Origin of the sequence: Streptomyces sp. NPDC058773 (assembly GCF_042746015.1) — a bacterium.
Lineage (GTDB): Bacteria > Actinomycetota > Actinomycetes > Streptomycetales > Streptomycetaceae > Streptomyces.
In genome coordinates this window covers 101,290-118,508 of sequence record NZ_JBHYPE010000017.1, presented here as the reverse complement: position 1 = coordinate 118,508, position 17,219 = coordinate 101,290, and the positions used below count along the sequence as shown (strand labels likewise).

The window sequence follows — 17,219 nt, the reverse complement described above, 5'->3', positions numbered from 1 at the left end:
GCCGGACATTCAGGAACCCAGTTCCAGCAGGAGCTCCATGCAGATCGCGGTGGCATCGAGGAAGTAGTCGACGCGGAGGTTCTCGTTGGGCGCGTGGTTGGCCTGGTCGGCGTTGGCCAGCGGCAGGCCGATGCTGGGCACACCGAGGATTCCGGTGAAGACCCAGTCGGGAAGCGTGCCGCCGTAGGCGGGGATCAGCAGCGGATCACGCCCGGTCACCCGGGAGATGGCCCGCGCCACCCTGGGCGTATGGGGGTTGTCGATCGAGGTCCGGGACGCCGGTACGCCACAGACCATGCTGACCGTCACCTCGGGGGCATGCACCCGCAGATGGGCGACCACCCGCTCGAAGACCGCCTGCGGGTCCTGCCCCGGCGTCAGCCGGATGTCGACGCCCGCCTCCGCGGTGTCGGGAATGATGGTCCGGTCCACATCCCCCGTGGTGATCCCGTTGATCGTGAGCGTGGGGCGGTCGGCCAGCCGCTCATAGAAGGACAGCCCGTTGAACGCGGGGTCCATCTCGGTGAGTCCGATGTCCCCGAGGACTTCCTGCAGGTCGAGCGGGAGGGCTGCGAACGCGGCGCGGTCGGCGTCGGACAGCGGTTCCCGGCCGTCGTCGAAGCCCTCGACGAGCACCCGGCCGCTGGGGTCCTTGAGACTCGCCAGCGCCTGGACCAGCCGCCATGCCGGGTTGGGCGCGACATTGCCGAAATTCCCGGAATGCAGCGGGTGGCTCGGACCGGTGGCGCCGATCCGGAGACGGATCATGCCGCGGACTCCGTGCGAGACACACCATTCACCGGACTCATGCACCGAACGGTCGCTCCAGACCACGAGATCGCAGTCGAACAGCTCCTGGTGCGCGCGCAGGGTGTCCGCCAGATTGGGGCTGCCGATCTCCTCCTCGCCATCGAGGAGCACGGTGACCGTGCAGGGGAGCGCGCCGATGTGTTCGTCGAAGAGGCGCAGCGCCTGTAGGTGCGCATAGTGCTGCCCCTTGTTGTCACCGGTGCCGCGGCCCCAGATCCGCCCGTCCCGCAGGACGGGGGTGAAGGGGTCGGAGTCCCACTTCTCGCGTGGCCCGGCCGGCTGGACGTCGTAGTGGCCGTAGAGCAGGACGTGCGGCGCTCCCGCCGGCCCCGCGCGGTGGCCGACCACCACCGGCCGGCCCTTCCCGGCGAGCACCGACGGGGTCAGACCGGCCCGCCTGACCTCTTCGACGGCGACATCGGTCGCGGCGGGGAACCCCTCGCCGGTCATGCTCACACTGGGCTGGCTGACGTACGCCATCAGTCCGGCGATGAGTTCGTCCTGGCACCCCTGCACGAGTTCACGCGGCGTGGCGGGGAGTTGGGTACGGATCGTGGAAGCGTCAGTCATTGTTGACCTCGTTCTTTCTGGGCTGCGGGGCGGGGGGTGTCCGGGCGGGGAGTGGCCGGGCGGGGAGGCGTAGGGCCGGCGCGGAGGGCGTCCGGGTGGGTCAGCGCCAGGTGAGGAAGCGGCGGGCGGCCAGCAGGGAGGCGATGCTCAGGGCGCCGACCGCCATGATGTAGAAGCTGGGCGAGAGGTGACTGCCGGTGGCAGCGATCATCCAGGTGATGACCACGGGCGCGAAGCCGCCGAAGGACATGACGCCGATGTTGTAACTGAGAGACAGGCCGGTGCCGCGGGTCGCGGTCGGAAAGGCCTCGGACATCAAGGCGGGCAGCGCACCGAAGTAGCAGGCCTTCAAGACACCCAGGATGAACATCACCACGCCCATGACCAGCAGCGACGGACTGCCCGACAGCAGCAGGAACAGTGGGTAGATGCTGAGGACCAAGGCGGTCCCGGCGATGAGCATGACCTTGATGCGGCCGATCCGGTCCGAGAGATGGCCGACCAGGGGAGTGAGGGTCGTCAGCGCCACGCCGGACACCGCCGCCCCGATGAAGCCGGCGGAGGCCGGCAGCCCGAGGACCTTGTGCGCGTAGGTCGGCATATAGACGATCACGTAGGTCACCGCAGTGGACATCGCCAGTGCGCCGACCATGAGGAGCACCGGCAGTTTCTGGGTCCGGAGCACCTGGCGGATCGGGGTCACCGCGACCTCTCCCGCCGACGTGGCGTCGGTGAATTCGGTGGTCTCCGGGACATGGCGGCGGATCAGGTATCCCACCGGGCCGATCAACAGGCCGACGATGAACGGAATACGCCAGCCCCAGGAATCCAACTGCGTGCCGGAAAGGCTCAGACTGAGTACGGTGCCGAAGGTCGCGGCCAGCAGTGTCGCCGCGCCCTGCGAGGCGAACTGCCAACTCGCCATGAATCCCCGTCGGCCGGGGGCCTGTTCGGCCAGGAATGCGGTCGCGCTGCCGAACTCCCCACCCGCTGAAAATCCTTGCAGCAGACGGGCGAGCAGAATCAGTACCGGTGCGGCCATTCCGATGGATTCATAGGTGGGCATCACGGCGATCAGCAATGTGCCGATCAGCATGAGCTGAATGGTGAGCAGCAGAGCGGCCTTCCGCCCGGCGCGGTCCGCATACGTTCCCAGTACCAGCGCGCCCAAGGGCCGGACCAGATACGAGACCCCGAACGTGCCGAAGGCGAGCATCAGGGACACCGTCGGGTCGCCGGCCGGGAAGAATGCCTTGGAGATCGAGGCCGCGAAGAATCCATACGAGGTCAGGTCGTACCACTCCAGCATGTTCCCGGCGGTGGCCGCGAGCACTGCACGCCGTGCTCGGCTTTTGCTGACGGGCTTCTCGGCATCCATCTGATCTGTCTCTCTCAGGGTCGTCACGAGTGTCACTCCCTCGAATCGAGCAGGCGAACTGCCGCGAAGGGCGGCACCGCCGATGGGCGAGTCCGAAGCGGAAAAACGTATCCGGCAACTCGTTGAGCGATGACGCTAGAGCCACTCGATCGTTCGCACAATCGCAACTTTGAGAACACTTGATTGCCCAAAAAGCAACGCACAGGTTTTCCCTCACGCCGCGGGAAGGTCCGCCCATCGCGTGATCCCGCCGGGGGCGGCACGGGTGCCGTGCCGGGCGGCCAGGGCGGAGACGATGTCGTTCCCCCGGCCGTGTTCCGCCGGGGGGCGGCCGTCGGCAGGCCGGGGCACGGAACCGGCGGGACCCGCGTCGGTGACCTCGATACGCAGCGCACGGGGCCCCTCGGCCGCCGTCCGCGACAGCTGGAGCACGGCCGGCGGGAGGGCATGGGTGACCGCGTTGGTGACCAGTTCCGAGATCACCAGGACCGCGTCCTCAATGGTGGTGGGAGGCAGATTCCAGCCGGTCAGCACGGTCTGCGTCCGTCGGCGCACCAGGCCGACGGCCTCCGGAATATGCGGCAGCGGAATGCGGAATTCGGGGACCTGACCCGGCATCGCATACGAGCCGGAGTATTCGGTGGGAGCTGTCGCATTCATCGTTTTCCCCTGCCGCGGCCGCCTGCGGGAGGGTGCACACCCGGGCGGTGAAGGGAATTTAGGGTGGACCGCTGACTGATCGACGAGCCAGCCGCACGAGAGACGTTTCTCGTCTTACGGTCCGCCCGGCCAGGTGAGCCCGCAGGGCATAGGACGAAGGTAGACACAGCCCCAGCATTCGCACAATCGCAATTTATCGAACAATTCGTTGCCCAAAAGGCAATGCCCTTATACGCTGGCGACATGCTGAACAGTCCGGCTCTTGAGTACTTCCTTGAAGTGGTCCGCACCGGCTCGGTCAATGAGGCATCCCGGCGACTGCTGGTCGCGGGCTCGGCCATCAGCCGGCAGATCGGAAAACTGGAGCAGGAGATCGGGGTGCCGCTCTTCGAGCGCCGTCCGCGCGGAATGGTGCCGAGTGAGGCCGGCGCCCTCTTGGCTGCTTATGCGCGCCGCGCCGCACTGGAAACCGATCAGGTGCTCGCGGACATCCGCGGCCGCGGCCGGCTGGGGACCATTGTCCGGGTGGCCAGTTCACAGGGCATCGCGCAGGAATTCCTCCCGCACGCCATGGCCTCCTTCCGAAGGGACCATCCGGGCACCACCTTCCAGCTTCCCGTGGTGGCCCCCTCGCAGGCCACCCAAATGGTGCAGGACGGTACGGCCGACCTCGCCATGACGTTCAGCCTCGCACCCATTCCCGATGTCCGCGTGATACACGCCCAGCGCGCCCCGATCCAGGCCCTGGTCCGCTCCGACCACCCTCTCGCCGAGCGCAACGAAATCCATCTGCGCGACCTCCTCCCCTATCCGGTCGTACTCATGGAGGAAGGTGCCACGAACCGGCGTCTTTTCGACCTGTGCTGCGCGATCGAGGGAATCAGCTTCGAACCCCTGCTGGTCAGTTCCAGCTCCAGCGCCCTGTCGGCCTTCGTGAGAGAGGCCAACGCCGTGTCCCTGATCGGTCACATCAGCGTCCATGAACGCCTGCGCATCGAGGGTCTGAAGGCCATCGCCATCCTCAACCCCGAAATGCACCTCCGTACCATCCAGATCCAGGCCATGGTCGGCCGCCAACTCGCCGCGGTGGTACAGGAATTCGCCGACCACCTCATCCGCCAGCTCGGAGAAACCGAGGTGTAGTACCGACGCCTGGGAGGCTGCATCCGCCCTTATGGGTACGCGCGGCGCAGGGCAGCCGCGCGCCAACGTGTGACGCCATGTCCTGGTGCTCAGGGAAGTTCAGTGCAGTACTGGGAACTGACGAGTTATAGGACGCCAGGTGCGCGACTTCTGGCTGGGTGACGGCTCTTGCCGAACTGCTGGTACTCCAGCTGTAGATCGTGATCTTCATGTCTGGGGTGCGGCTTGTCGCTGGTAATGGCTGGTGCGTGATCGCTGCTGGACCCAGTACCAACGCCCGGCCCGCAGGCGGGGTTCGTACCGGGCGATCCGGCCCGCGATCCGGCTCATGGCCACCTCGAACGCCCCCCGGCCATCGGGCGGGATCTATGCTGTGGCCTGCGGCCACCGTCTTGTCGTTAGTCCACACAACTCACGATGATCAACGGTGGCCGTACCCCTGCGGTGTCTCCTGTCAGTCGCGGACGAGACAGAACGGGTGACCTGCCGGATCCGCGAAGATGCGCCAACTCCGCTTCCCATCCCCCTCATCGAGCAGTGAGGCGCCCAGGTTGAGGACGTCGTCCTGAGCTCGGTCCAGGTCCTTGACACCCAGGTCGAGGTGGAACTGCTGGGGCCGAGCGGGACCCGGCCACCGTGGCGGCTGATGGTCCTCCACTCGCTGGAAGGCCAGCACGAGCCCGTCGGTGTGAAGCGTCGCCCATCCGTCGCCGAGCGACCACCGCGGATCCGGCTGGTTCACTACGCCGCCGAGAAGCGACTGGTAGAACCGGGACAGCTCAACGACATCGGCACAGTCCAACACCACACACTGCAGCTTGGCGATCATGAAGGGCAGCGTCTCACGACGCCTGATCACGATCTACAGCTGGAGTACTAGGGGGTGTCTCCCTGGCAGCCCGCTCTCTAACTTGGGGACAGCCGTTTAACCGAACGGGGGGTTCGAGGTCGTTCGCGGGACGGCCGATGAAGGGCTCACCGAGCCACAGGACGTGTCCCGGCGGCGACCGGCAGGCGAACGCCGCCCTGCACCGCATCGTGTTCAGCCGGCTGCGCTTCGATCCCCGCACCCAGGAGGGCAAGAAGCGACGTGAGTCATTCGATGCCTGAAGCGATATGCCGCCCGAGGAATCTTCAACCTGGTCAGGACGGTACCTAGCGTTCCCCCGTTATAGGGGCGTCCGTGAGATCTGAGCCCGCGGAGCGCGCAAGTGAGACGTCGGGGCGCACCCGGCAACGCCGCCTCTCCGGGCTGGAGGACACCAGGCCGGTTACGAGCGTGACACCGCATCCGTACCGGCGGATCACGGTGAGCCACGAGCAGCCGGGATATCGGCTGGTCTGCATCGCCTCCACGATGCAGCGGTGGCGATGTGGGTGCGGTGCCGAAGTGCAGCAGAGGGCGGGGGATGTCACGCGGCAGACAGCGCAGCATGCGCACGGGCCAGGTGAGGCTCGTCTGTTGCACGGCTCGCAGGCCGGCAGCGCAGTGCATCAGACGAAGGCCGGAAGGTCCGCACCCCGCCGATCTCCCTGCTCCGGGCCGGCTCGAAGCACTGCGCGACGAATGACCCCAAACGAGCGAGGGGTTCGCCGTAGCGAGGGTCGGAGATCTTCCAGTACTTCAGGTCGGCGATGACCCTTCGACGGTGGCCCCGGAGCGAGTTGACGGAGCTCCCACAGCCGGTTCGCCCCGCTGATGGGGCTCTTCGTCCCGGGCGGCGACGACGGCTTCAACCGCACCGTGGGATTCTCGACAACATCGGTACCGGCCTCGCTGCGAACCACACGCCACGAGCAGGGAAACGCCGCCGCATCGGCTCTCCACGGGCCGGCTCCTGCATGGCCGGATACGGCCCTGCGCGACAGATTGGCCGACTTTCAAACCGCGATGTTGCCGGGGAGCCGGTGCGGGGACATGATCACTGTTCGTATCAACCTGATCACTCATCCAGGAGCCGATACGTGATACGTCCCACCGCTTTCCGTTCTCTCCCTACCGCCGCTGTCACCGCGGCCCCCGCCCTGCCCCTCGCGCAGGGAGCCCAGGCGGGCGCCCCGACCCCCGCCGCCCCGGCGACCGCCGCTGCCGGCCATCCCAGTCAGGTCCGCCTGGTCGACACCGACTTCATGCGCTCCCACCCGCGCGTCGAGGTCCGCTACGGCGACCCCGGCCCTTCGGGCCGGCCCCGCGTCGTCCCCTCGGCGGCGACGCTGATGTAGCGAGGCACCGGTGCCGCCCGACCCGGGCGGCCCGCCGGCCACCAGGTCATGGCTGGCGACGACCGCACCGCCACCGCCATCTCCCGTCCTTGCCGCATCTCCTTCCGCCTCGTGGCGGCGTTCCATCCTGTCGCCGGCGCAGCGACCCAGGGCAGCGCGGCTGCGTACCGCAGACCCCTCATTGCGTCGTTCGCTCGCATGCCCCGTCTCACTGGAATCCACAACAAGGGAGTTACTGATTTTCATGTACAAACGCCGGAGTTTACTCGCTTTCGCCACTGTGGGCGCGGTGATATGCACCGCCGGAGTCATGCCGTCGGTCAGCCATGCCGCCAGCGGTGGCGACGGGGAATGGGAGGGGTCCTACGCCGAAACGCACGACCTGACGGCGGAGGACGTCAAGAACATCAACGCACTGAACAAAAGGGCTCTGGCTGCGGGGCAACCTGGAAGTTCCCTGGCGGAATTGCCGCCGAGGGTCAGTGCGCTCTTCCGGGCCCCCGACGCTGTCGACGACAGAGTGACCCCTCCCGCCGAGCCGCTCAACCGGATGCCTGACGCGTACCGGGCCTACGGAGGCAGGGCCACTACGGTCGTCAACAACTACATACGCAAGTGGCAGCAGGTCTACAGTCAACGCGGCGGCAACCAACAGCAAATGACCGAAGAGCAGCGAGAACAGCTGTCCTATGGCTGCGTCGGCGTCACCTGGGTCAATACGGGGCCTTACCCGACGAACAAGCTGGCGTTCGCGTTCTTCGACGAGAACAAGTACAAGAACGACCTGGAAAACAGCAGCCCGCGACCCAACGAGACGCAGGCTGAGTTTGAGGGGCGCATCGCCAAGGACAGTTTCGACGAGGGGAAGGGTTTCAAGCGGGCGCGCGAGGTGGCGTCCGTCATGAACAAGGCCCTGGACAACGCGCACGACGAGGGGACTTACATCGACCACCTCAAGACAGAGCTCGCGAACAAAAACGACGCTCTGCTCTACGAGGACAGCCGTTCAAGCTTTTACTCGGCGCTGCGGAATACGCCGTCCTTCAGGGAAAGGGATGGAGGTAACTACGACCCATCCAAGATGAAGGCGGTGGTCTACTCGAAGCACTTCTGGAGCGGGCAGGACCAGCGGGCCTCCTCCGACAAGAGAAAGTACGGCGACCCGGACGCCTTCCGCCCCAACCAGGGCACAGGCCTGGTAGACATGTCGAGGGACAGGAACATACCGCGTAGTCCCGCCAAACCTGGCGAAAGTTGGGTCAATTTCGACTACGGCTGGTTCGGGGCTCAGGCGGAATCGGATGCCGACAAAACCATATGGACCCACGCCAACCACTATCACGCGCCCAATGGCGGCATGGGCCCCATGAACGTATACGAGAGCAAGTTCCGGAACTGGTCTGCAGGGTATGCGGACTTCGACCGCGGAGCCTACGTCATCACGTTCATACCCAAGAGCTGGAACACCGCCCCCGCCGAGGTGAAGCAGGGCTGGCCGTAACAGAGCCGGGCAGGAGGGCCGGGCCACCCGGCCCTCTCCGCCGGCCCGCCACGTCCGTTGCGGATGGCGTCGACTCCGCGCAAAGTTCAAGTCTGCTCCGCCTCCGCGGAGATGCGCCGAGGTCCTGCCCATCGGCGAGGAAGAGGAAGAGGACTGCTCCGCGTTCGCGGAGATGCGCCGCCGTATCAGATGACCACGCCTTGAAACTGCACTGCGCTCCGAGTGATCGCAGGCCATGCCGCCTGGGTATACCGGTTGACGTGCCCGCACGCTGGGCTCTGACTCGTGAGAAATCGGACCCGGGTGTCCGGTCATACCTTCGCCGATCACCACTGCGGGGTGTACTGCCACCGGGCTGCTGAGGCGCGTCCCAAGCGTATGCATGCCGCGAACTGGGCACTGTCTCACCGCTGACCGCCTTGCCGGCCCGGTGGCGAGGGCCGGCGGGCCCGAAGAGCAGGGGGCACGCCCCTGACTGGTGTCCCAAGTTCCGCAGACCGTCCGCCCGTTGTTGGCGAGGTGGTCCTTGGCGTGGACACGCACCGGGACGTTTGGGACTGATCTGGGATGGTCCGGACGGCGAGGCGGAGTACACGGATCCGGGCTTCTTCTGTGATGACCTTGGATGCTCCTACGGCCTCCTGATCGGGCGGTTGACGGGGATTCTTGAAAACGGCCAGGGATGCTCGTCGCATCACCCGCTCTGGTGCTCAACGAAGTGGGGAGTTTCAAAGGGGGCGTGGCCCGGGGCGTCGGCTTGGGTCTCCCGCTCGTGGAGTGTGCGGGCCGTGTCGAGACGTCGAGACGTCGGCTTCGTGTCGGTGGCCAATCCAGGACCCTCACGCACGGCCACACCAGCGATCAGCTGCCTGCGGAGAGGTTTCCGTCAAGGAGCTGTGCCGTGAGTTCCATGCACCGCGTCCGGGCCGCGGAGAAGCCGTAGGGCATCTTGGTGACCGCTTCGAAGGCGCTCATCTGGGCGTCCTCCTCGCCGCTCGCCTCGGCGTCATAGATCTCGAAGAGTTTCTCCTCGGCCGCGTCCAGTCCGGCCGCCTCAATGGCCTGGAGCAGGGCCTTGTGGTGGGCGCAGTGCTGCGCGGCGAGTTCTTCGACCTGCGGGTCGTGGGGGTCGACGGTGTCATCGAGGGCGGCGTCGGCCGCGTCGAGGCGGTCTGCTTCGGCCCGTAGGTCGGGGTGGGTGGCCAGGGTGATGAACACGCTGGCCTGAATTGCGGCTCCCAGCGGCCCGAAGATCCGTTCCGTGACCAGCAGGGCGTCCAGGTCGGAGGGGCGCAGTGCGCCCGAAGGCAGGTGGCTGAGCCGGTCCGTGACCAAGGGGGAGAGCAAGCCCAGTGGGCTGCCCACGGCCCGCAGGCGCTGGACTGCCGCGCGCTGACGCTTGATGTCGGTCTCCTGGGCGGCCAGGGTCTCCTCCAGCCGGCCCAGGACGCCCTCAATGTCCCGGGCTTCGTCGAAGGCGGCCCGCATGTCGTCCAGGCGGATGCCGGCCTCGGACATCTTGCGGATCCACAGCAGGCGGATCATGTCGTCGTAGCCGTAGCGGCGGCGTCCGTCTCCGCCTCGCTCGGGCTCCGGCAGCAGACCGATCTGGTGGTAGTGGCGAATGGCGCGCGGGGTGGTCCCGGCGAAGGCGGCAGCATCACCGATCTTGACCTCGCGGGGAGACGTGACGGAGGGGTACATCGCAGACAGGGCCTTTCGTGCTGTGGTGCCCTCGACGACACCACATGCCGTTGCGGCATATGCAACTACACACCACCCAGATCCTGACGGGCTATCGGGCGGTCCCTCGCTATTGGCGTCCCGTACCAGGCCAGGCCCGGAATGGGTGGGGAGATCCGGCGAGCAGATCTGATGGCACCCCGAGCAGGGGTTGGTTATTTTCAAGGAGCCCCAGCACGGTCGCCGGACGGTGTGCGGGAACTGGCCGCGACATGGGAGAGGGTACGGCCCCGGCTCGACGGGTTGCGCGGGGCCTTTGACGAGGATGCCGCCGTTCCTGCGGCGCGCTGGTTGCCCGACTTCGAGGCGTTCACCGCCCTGTTGGAGGAGTGGGGTCGCGTCCTGGCCGAAGCAGCCCGACGGGGCTGGGCGTTGGGGGGTGAGCGAATAGGGCGAGGACCGGTCGCCGTCGCCCGCGAGGTGGCCCTGCCGGACCGCCGTCTACAGGTATCGCGGCGCTGGGCGGTGGTGACGGCGGTGGCATCGTCAGCCGGCCCTCCCAACTACCCCCAGTTTCGCCCCGGCCCCGCGGACGCCTGGCAGTCCGCCCACCCGCGGCCGGACCTGCCCGCGGCGCGAGAGCACGGGGACGGACGGACCGGCTTCCCCACCGGCGCGCCCCGTGATCGCGGACGTCCGTGCCTGCTGTGTACCGAACCCCGCTCGACATGACGAGACGTCAGCAAGCGGGCGTCAGTCGACTACGCCGAGTCCTGAACGAAGAGGGCGCGGCAGTACGCGACTTCCGGTTCGCGCTTCGTCCAGATGGTGCCGGTGGGGGGCTCCGTTGTTGCGTTGCCGGACCATCCGGTTGGTTTCCGCTGCGCTCTTCGAGATGCGCGACGAATGGATCGCCTTACGGCGCCGCCACCTCCCCGAAGGTGATATGGGTGATATCTGCCGTAAGCTCTCTTTTGGTTCCTCCGCACTGCCCAACGCACCGAAATGCAGCCGCCAGTTGATCCCCAACAGCGCGGCGAGGGACACTGCCTGGCGGATGCGTGTTCCCGGCCGAGTGCCACTCGCTTCGGTATCCTCCCGTGCGGGTCACCGGAGGCCATTTACCCAAAGATTGCTGGGCAGTTGACCTCAGGGTTTCGTGGTAGCGTCCTTGTTCGGAGGGACAATGCAACCTGAAAGGGAAAACGTGAACACGGAGAAGATTGCCGCTCGCCGCCTCTCGCTGGAAGAGGTGGCGAAGCTCGGCGTGAAAGACAGGATCTTCATTTCCGCCGACACGGCAGAACTCAAGCTTCCCGGCTGTTATGTCCCTGCTTTTCTGACCAAGTCCGGTGAGCATTTTGAGGGCGGCTCGATCACGGCGAGGACCGTATTCCAGGAAGAGGTCTCCTGCCTTCCCGACGACGAGAATGAAGCCGGAATCTACTTGGCCGACGAGAACGGCTCGGCGACCATCGAGGTCCTCCAGTCCGCCGGTGTCGTGCTGGACCTGGCACTTTTCGTCCCAAGCGGGGACAAGGGGGCCCTCACGGCCCTTTACGCTGCGGCTCGGCAAGCCTTCGGCGCCGACGTCGTGCAGATCTGGCGCCAGGGCCTCAAGGAGGTTCCCGACGTGAAGGTCGACATCTTCGAGGAGCAGATTCCCCGGGGACGCAAGGGGAGCGACAGCCCCAAGCGTGACCGTCGCGCGGTCGACACCTACCCCACCCGTGCGGACTTCATCGAGTTCTCCGCGGGGTGGAAGCCGGTCGTTGAGCTTCACAGGCCGGTGGTTGACGACACCCCGACCATCTGAGGCGGCGTTACCTCTCGTTCTCGGCCTGAGAAAACGCCGAGAACGCATGCGCCGGCCCCGGTCGACCCCTGAGCGGGCCCAGGGAGCCGTTGGAAAATAACTCACGGACGCCGAAGCGCCGTTCCACTCGATGACCTCTCGAGGCAGCCCGCCTGACCAAGATCAAAGCCTGAAGTTATCTCTGCGACAGCCTTCAGGGCTTCGGCGTAGTCGAGTGAGGTCCGCTTCCTGCTCAGGCGAGGCCGAGGAGTGTGAGGGGTCGGCGGGCGTCACGCGCTATTGCGGCGACGGCCGGAGGCGATGTTCTTCGCGCCGTTCCGTCGCAGGGCGCCGAACGGCGGCTTCACCGTCGAGCCGGACGACCACGGCCTCGGTCGCTCGCGCGGCGGCCTGGCGACCAAGCTGCACCTGGCCGTCGAGCAGGGGCAAAGGCCCCTGTCCCATAGGGATCACCGCTGGACAGCGCGGCGACTCCCCGCACTTCGAGCCCGTCCTGAAGAAGGTCCGCGTCGCCCTCCGGGGTGCCGGTCGGCCGCGGACCCGGCCTGACCGGGTCCGCGGCGACAAGGCGTACGCGCCCCGCAGAGACCGCGCCTACCTGCGGCGCCGAGGCATCCGCTGCACCATCACGGACAACGCCGACCAGGCCCGTAACCGCAAGAAGCTCGGCTCGCGTGGTGGTCGTCCGCCCATGGTTCGACGCCGAGGACTACAAGGCTCGGCACGCAGTCGAGTGCGGCATCAATCGCCTCAAGAGGCACCGCTCCGTGGCCACGAGCTACGACAAACTCGCGGTCCGCTACGAGGCCACTGTCCGCGTAGCGGCCCTCAATGAGCGGCTGTGACCAGCACCGTTGTGAAGAGCGGGCAGATGGCTTGTGGAGTTCGGGAGGTCAGGGGCTGATGGTGTGTTCGGTGAACTGGCCACAGGAACGGAAACCCAGGCGGCGATATACGGGCTCGCCGTCGGCTGACGCCTGCAAGACCGCGATGCGATGGTCTCGGTCGCGGGCCGCGCGGAGTGCGGCGAGCGTGATGGCACCTCCGTAGCCACGTCGGCGGTGGGCAGCCAGGGTGCAGATGTTGTAGATCCCGGCAACCCCCGCGTGATGAAACACTTCGGCCGAACAGACTGGACGGCCCTCCACGTAGCCGACCAGGTAACGGGCCGGGCAGTGCGCGGCCAGGGCCTGTGGGGTTGCCTGGGCGAAGAAGCGGCACACGGTGTCAGCAGGCGGGTTCCAGTTCGCAGCGAGAACCGCGGCATAGTCGGCGAGCTGTTCGGGCGTGGCCACCGTTTGTATGTCCAGTCCTTGGGCGGCGGGCAGCGGCAGAGTGTCGTCCAGCTCGGCCCACATGGCCGTCTCGCGTTCGGACGCCGGCAGGCCGGCGGCCGTCAGGCGGGCGGTGAGGTCCAACGGTGTCGAGGCAGGCCCCACCCACCAGGAGAAGCGGCGGCCGGTGCGAGCCAGCGTCTGAGCGGTCTGTGTGATGCGTGCCGGTGCGGTGGCGGCGGTGAAGCGGGCTGCGGCAACGATATTGAAAGTGTCGTCGTCCAGGCCGCTGTCGGCGACCAGGAGGTCACCAGTCTCTGTGACGGCCGCACCGGTCATGCTCCGATGCAGGTGACAGGCATGTTCCGCCAGGTTCGGTGCCATCCTGTCCATCCAGCCGGCGTCATCGAGGAGCTGGGCATTCATGGTGAATAACCCCAGCATGACCAGGCGAAGGCCGCACGTGGTTTTGGATCGTCCGCCGACAGTGTCGCGCTGGCGCTTCTCCGGCCTTGGACAGGGGCGGCGGTGGTGCGGGGGTGCGCGGGAGGGAGCCGGGGCGCGGGGCGAACTGGGCGGCGAGTTCGTCGAGGTGGCGGCCCAGGGCATCAGCAGCGCCAGGAAGGTATCGGCCGGGTCCGGCAGCGTGGTGTCGGTGGCGAGTGAGAAGACCCTGCAGCACCGGATCGACGGCCCCGACGACGCCCCCGTACTCGTACGGGGCGCCGTTGGGTACCACATGGCACAGGTTGTAGATCGCGTCCTGCGGGGTCCAGGTGGGCCACGTGGAGAGCGTTAGTGCAGATCAGATCCTCGTGGTTCAACCGTGTCGACGCTGTTGGTGAGAGGCATGTGAGAGGTGAGGAATCGCCGTCGCTGGTGTCGATGGGGGTTCTGGTGAGAGCGCCGGGCGCAGTCCTTGTTGAGCTGCCGGCCGGCGAGGGATCGGCAGGCTGGGCCGGGCGGGATGCCGGTCGGTGCCTCGGAGCCGGAGGCACTGGCCGCGCGTACTCAGTGCTGACCGGGGTTTGTGCCCATGAGCCACGCGCGGATCTCGTCCGTGTGCTGGCCTGGTGCGGGCGGAGGGAGCAGATAGCTGCTGGGGGTTGAGGAGAAGGTGATCGGGTTGCGGATGGAGGGCACTGTGTTGTCGCCTTCCCCGACATGGACCACGGGTGCCAGGCCGAGCCTTTCGGCAAGCTCGACGCCTTCTTTGACGGTGTTGATGGGGCCGCAGGGCAGGCCGGCGCCGGTGAGAATCTCGAACCACTCGTCGGCGCCCCGCTGCTTGAGCTTCTCCACCAGGTAGGGGCGCAGCTCCTCGCGGTTGCGGGTGCGGTCCTCGTTGTGGGAGAAGCGCTCGTCGTCCAGCAATTCTTCGAGGCCGAGGACGGTGGCCAATTTGCGGAACTGTCCGTCGTTGCCGGCGATGACGATGAGGTCCTTGTCGGCGGTGGGGAGCGGCTCGTAGGGAAAGAGGCTGGGGTGGGCGTTGCCCATGCGCAGCGGAACCGTTGCGCCGGCGACGTAGGCGGAGGTGTGGTTGACCAGACCTGACAGCGCGGAGGAGAGCAGGTTGACCTCGATGTGCTGTCCCTCGCCCGTGGTGTCGCGGTGGTGAAGGGCTGCGAGGATGCCGATGGCTGCGTGCATGCCGGTCATGACATCGAAGACGGATATGCCGGCCCGGTACGGCGTGCCGGCCGGGTCGCCGGTGAGGCTCATCAGGCCGGACATCGCCTGCACGAGAAGGTCGTAGCCGGGTAGCGAGGCGCCTTGGCCGCTGCCGAAGCCACTGATGGAAGCGTAGATGACGGCCTCGTTGCGTTTGGAGACCGTGCCGTAGTCAAGGCCGAAGCGGGTGAGGCCGCCGGGCTTGAAGTTCTCGATGACGACGTCCGCCCGGCTGGCCAGGTCTTGAGCGGCGGACAGGCCCGTGGGGTTCTTGAGGTCCAGCTTCACGGAGCGCTTGTTGCGGTTGATGGCCAGGTAGTAGGTCGACACACCGTCACGCTCGGGTGGCAGCCAGGTGCGGGTGTCGTCGCCGCCCGGGCTCTCGACCTTGATGATGTCGGCCCCGAGGTCGCCGAGCAGCATGGTGCGTAGGGCCCCGCGAGGATGCGGGAGAAGTCGGCGACGACGAGTCCGGCCAGCGGCCCCTGGCGATGGGGGCGAGTGTCGGGGATGTGGTTCACGGGGGATCTCCTCTGTGCGGTGTGAGGGGCAGTCGATGGGGGCCGACGGCCCTACTCCGCCGTGACCGGGGTGGCCAGCAGCCGGTCCCGGGATGCAGCGGCCTGCTCGCGGACGTGGTCGAGGTCCCCATGGACCAAGCGGCCGTCGTGCTTCACGACCCGGCCCGCGACCATGACCGTCTCGACGTTGCCCGGATGGCCGGCGCCGACGATGCTGCCGGCGATGTCGTTGGCCGGCATGAGGCTCGCGTCATCGAGGCGGATGACGATGAGGTCGGCGTCCTTGCCAGGAGTGATGCTGCCGGTCCGGTGATCCAGGCCGGAGGCGCGAGCACCCTCGATGGTGGCGAAGGAGAGCAGGTCGGCGGGGGTGAAGGAGGGCAGTTCCTGGTGGGGAGTCGTTCTACGACGGGCCGGATCCACTGCGGCCCGACGTGCACCGCTTCCACTCCCTCGTCAGCGGGGCCGGCTTCGAGGTGACCGTCAAGCGGCGGACCGTGGACGCCACGTACATGAACGTCACGGTGCCGGCCATGGTGCCGCCCAAGTACGAGGTCGCTCCCGGCGTACGCCTGATAACCCCCAACCAGCTGCCCGCCCTGGAGGACCAGCCGTCCCACTACACCGTCGTCGGCGCGGGAAAGACGGGCATCGATGCCTGCCTGTGGCTGCTCAGCCACGGCACCGATCCGTCCGACATCACCTGGATCATGCCCCGCGATTCCTGGCTGATCGACCGCGCCCACACCCAGCCCGGGGATTCCCACTTCGAAAGGGAAGCGGCCCGTCGTGAGGCTGTGACCAGCGCTCATACGGTCCAAGAGCTGTTCACGCGGCTGGAGGACAGCGGCCTGCTGCTGCGCCTGTCACCTGATATCGAGCCCACCGCCTACCGCTGCGCGACGGTTGCCCGCGCCGAACTGGAGCAGCTGCGGCGCATCGGCGACATCGTCCGCCACGGCAGGGTCAAACGCATCGACGAGAACGCGATCGAATGCGACCAGGCCACCATTCCGGCGCAGACCGGAACCCTCTACATCGACTGCACCGCCGACGGCCTGGAGCGACGGCCGACGGTGCCGGTGTTCGACCAGACGCGCATCACGTTGCAGGCGGTGATTCCCTGCCAGCAAGTGGTCGGCGCCGCACTCACCGCCCACGTCGAGGCGAGTTACGCCGACGACGACACCAAGAACGCGTTGTGCGCACCCTCGCAGCACCCCGACTCCGCCCTGGACTGGATACAGTACTTCGGCGATATCCAGGAGCGGATCGTGCGATGGTCCGATGACCCCGCACTCGTCGAATGGCTCAGCACCTGCCGGCTCATGGGCCGACGGCTCCCGGAGATCTCCCCTGAGCAGCGGACCGCACTCCTGCCCATGTTCGAAGCCCAGAAGCTGAAGCTGGAGCAGCTTCTCCAGCAGGAAAACGTAGTCGCGGCGGTGAACTGACGGGCCAACTACCGGTAGTTCGTCAAGAGATCCCCGCGTGTGCGGGGATCGCACCACACTGGTCGCACTACCTCGGGCGGCATTCCTGCCCGACCCAGGGCCCGCTCTTACCCGGCCTGCCCCCGAACCGGCTCCACCACCTCGTGCACCTACCGCTGACCCGGCCCCAGCCTCGATCTTGCGGCCGCGGGCCTGGTCCAGGAATTGCGCCGGGGCGCGCTGGCCCTCGCCGACCTCGCCTTCCGCGGCAACCGGCAGCCCTTCTGCCCCCGGGGGGGCTGGAGTTCCGCCTCTGCTGAGTGTTCGCTGGGAGCCGGTCCGTGCGCTGTCCGTCTCTGATGAACTACGTTGATCATGCAAGGACCGGCACCGGGGCGTCGCGTGCAGGACAAGGCTGCCTGTCGGCAAGGGCAGTTCAGCGACGCCCGCCCGGCCGCAGCGCCACAGGCGGCGCCGGTAGGGGAAGACGGCCGGCGATGACGTCACCAGAATCGGAGAACAGCAATGCGGTA

General features: G+C 67.1%; 15 protein-coding genes. 7 read left to right on the top strand and 8 right to left on the bottom strand.

Annotation, left to right across the window (positions count from 1 at the left end; all coding sequences use genetic code 11):
• Nucleotides 1-9 precede the first annotated feature (9 nt).
• The 3 genes from ACFW5B_RS17565 to ACFW5B_RS17555 form a co-directional block, all read right to left on the bottom strand.
• On the bottom strand, nt 10-1,380 hold the full coding sequence (locus ACFW5B_RS17565) for a M20/M25/M40 family metallo-hydrolase (protein ID WP_386439832.1): 1,371 nt from the start codon (nt 1,378-1,380) through the stop codon (nt 10-12).
• Nucleotides 1,381-1,480: 100 nt separating this feature from the next.
• Nucleotides 1,481-2,785: an MFS transporter gene (locus ACFW5B_RS17560; RefSeq protein WP_386439830.1), complete on the bottom strand. Its 1,305-nt coding sequence runs from the start codon at nt 2,783-2,785 to the stop codon at nt 1,481-1,483.
• A gap of 186 nt (nt 2,786-2,971) precedes the next feature.
• A complete protein-coding gene (locus ACFW5B_RS17555) occupies nt 2,972-3,418 on the bottom strand; it encodes an ATP-binding protein (RefSeq protein WP_386439828.1) in 447 nt (148 codons plus the stop codon).
• Between the two features lie 243 nt (nt 3,419-3,661).
• On the opposite strand from ACFW5B_RS17555, the gene ACFW5B_RS17550 reads away from it, so the two are divergent.
• Complete coding sequence (locus ACFW5B_RS17550; RefSeq protein ID WP_386439826.1) at nt 3,662-4,561, top strand: LysR family transcriptional regulator; 900 nt, start codon at nt 3,662-3,664, stop codon at nt 4,559-4,561.
• Nucleotides 4,562-5,015: 454 nt separating this feature from the next.
• Here the strand turns inward: ACFW5B_RS17550 and ACFW5B_RS17545 are convergent, their stop codons facing one another.
• A complete protein-coding gene (locus tag ACFW5B_RS17545; protein WP_386439824.1) occupies nt 5,016-5,390 on the bottom strand; it encodes a VOC family protein in 375 nt (124 codons plus the stop codon).
• Nucleotides 5,391-5,527: 137 nt separating this feature from the next.
• Here ACFW5B_RS17545 and ACFW5B_RS17540 point away from each other — a divergent pair, with 137 nt between their 5' ends.
• The 3 genes from ACFW5B_RS17540 (at nt 5,528) to ACFW5B_RS17530 (ending at nt 8,285) form a co-directional block, all read left to right on the top strand.
• Nucleotides 5,528-5,671, top strand: a complete 144-nt coding sequence (locus tag ACFW5B_RS17540; RefSeq protein ID WP_386439822.1) for a hypothetical protein — start codon at nt 5,528-5,530, stop codon at nt 5,669-5,671.
• Between the two features lie 855 nt (nt 5,672-6,526).
• Nucleotides 6,527-6,784 (top strand): hypothetical protein, encoded by a 258-nt coding sequence (locus tag ACFW5B_RS17535; RefSeq protein ID WP_386439821.1) that lies wholly within the window; start codon nt 6,527-6,529, stop codon nt 6,782-6,784.
• Between the two features lie 244 nt (nt 6,785-7,028).
• Nucleotides 7,029-8,285, top strand: coding sequence for a protein-glutamine gamma-glutamyltransferase (locus tag ACFW5B_RS17530; protein ID WP_386439819.1), 1,257 nt, complete (start codon nt 7,029-7,031; stop codon nt 8,283-8,285).
• 861 nt (nt 8,286-9,146) lie between these two features.
• Here ACFW5B_RS17530 and ACFW5B_RS17525 read toward each other — a convergent pair.
• Nucleotides 9,147-9,989, bottom strand: coding sequence for a MerR family transcriptional regulator (locus ACFW5B_RS17525; RefSeq protein ID WP_386439817.1), 843 nt, complete (start codon nt 9,987-9,989; stop codon nt 9,147-9,149).
• Nucleotides 9,990-11,175: 1,186 nt separating this feature from the next.
• On the opposite strand from ACFW5B_RS17525, the gene ACFW5B_RS17520 reads away from it, so the two are divergent.
• Nucleotides 11,176-11,784, top strand: coding sequence for a hypothetical protein (locus ACFW5B_RS17520; RefSeq protein ID WP_386439814.1), 609 nt, complete (start codon nt 11,176-11,178; stop codon nt 11,782-11,784).
• Nucleotides 11,785-12,461: 677 nt separating this feature from the next.
• Nucleotides 12,462-12,629, top strand: a complete 168-nt coding sequence (locus ACFW5B_RS17515; RefSeq protein WP_386439812.1) for a hypothetical protein — start codon at nt 12,462-12,464, stop codon at nt 12,627-12,629.
• 48 nt (nt 12,630-12,677) lie between these two features.
• On the opposite strand, the gene ACFW5B_RS17510 is transcribed toward ACFW5B_RS17515, so the two are convergent.
• The 3 genes from ACFW5B_RS17510 to ACFW5B_RS17500 form a co-directional block, all read right to left on the bottom strand.
• On the bottom strand, nt 12,678-13,442 hold the full coding sequence (locus ACFW5B_RS17510; RefSeq protein WP_386439886.1) for a GNAT family N-acetyltransferase: 765 nt from the start codon (nt 13,440-13,442) through the stop codon (nt 12,678-12,680).
• A gap of 627 nt (nt 13,443-14,069) precedes the next feature.
• Complete coding sequence (locus ACFW5B_RS17505; protein WP_386439810.1) at nt 14,070-15,155, bottom strand: CaiB/BaiF CoA transferase family protein; 1,086 nt, start codon at nt 15,153-15,155, stop codon at nt 14,070-14,072.
• A 149-nt stretch (nt 15,156-15,304) separates the two neighbouring features.
• Nucleotides 15,305-15,676, bottom strand: coding sequence for an amidohydrolase family protein (locus tag ACFW5B_RS17500; protein WP_386439808.1), 372 nt, complete (start codon nt 15,674-15,676; stop codon nt 15,305-15,307).
• Between the two features lie 11 nt (nt 15,677-15,687).
• Between ACFW5B_RS17500 and ACFW5B_RS17495 the strand changes: the two genes are divergently transcribed.
• Nucleotides 15,688-16,707 (top strand): NAD(P)/FAD-dependent oxidoreductase, encoded by a 1,020-nt coding sequence (locus ACFW5B_RS17495; RefSeq protein WP_386439806.1) that lies wholly within the window; start codon nt 15,688-15,690, stop codon nt 16,705-16,707.
• Nucleotides 16,708-17,219 lie beyond the last annotated feature (512 nt).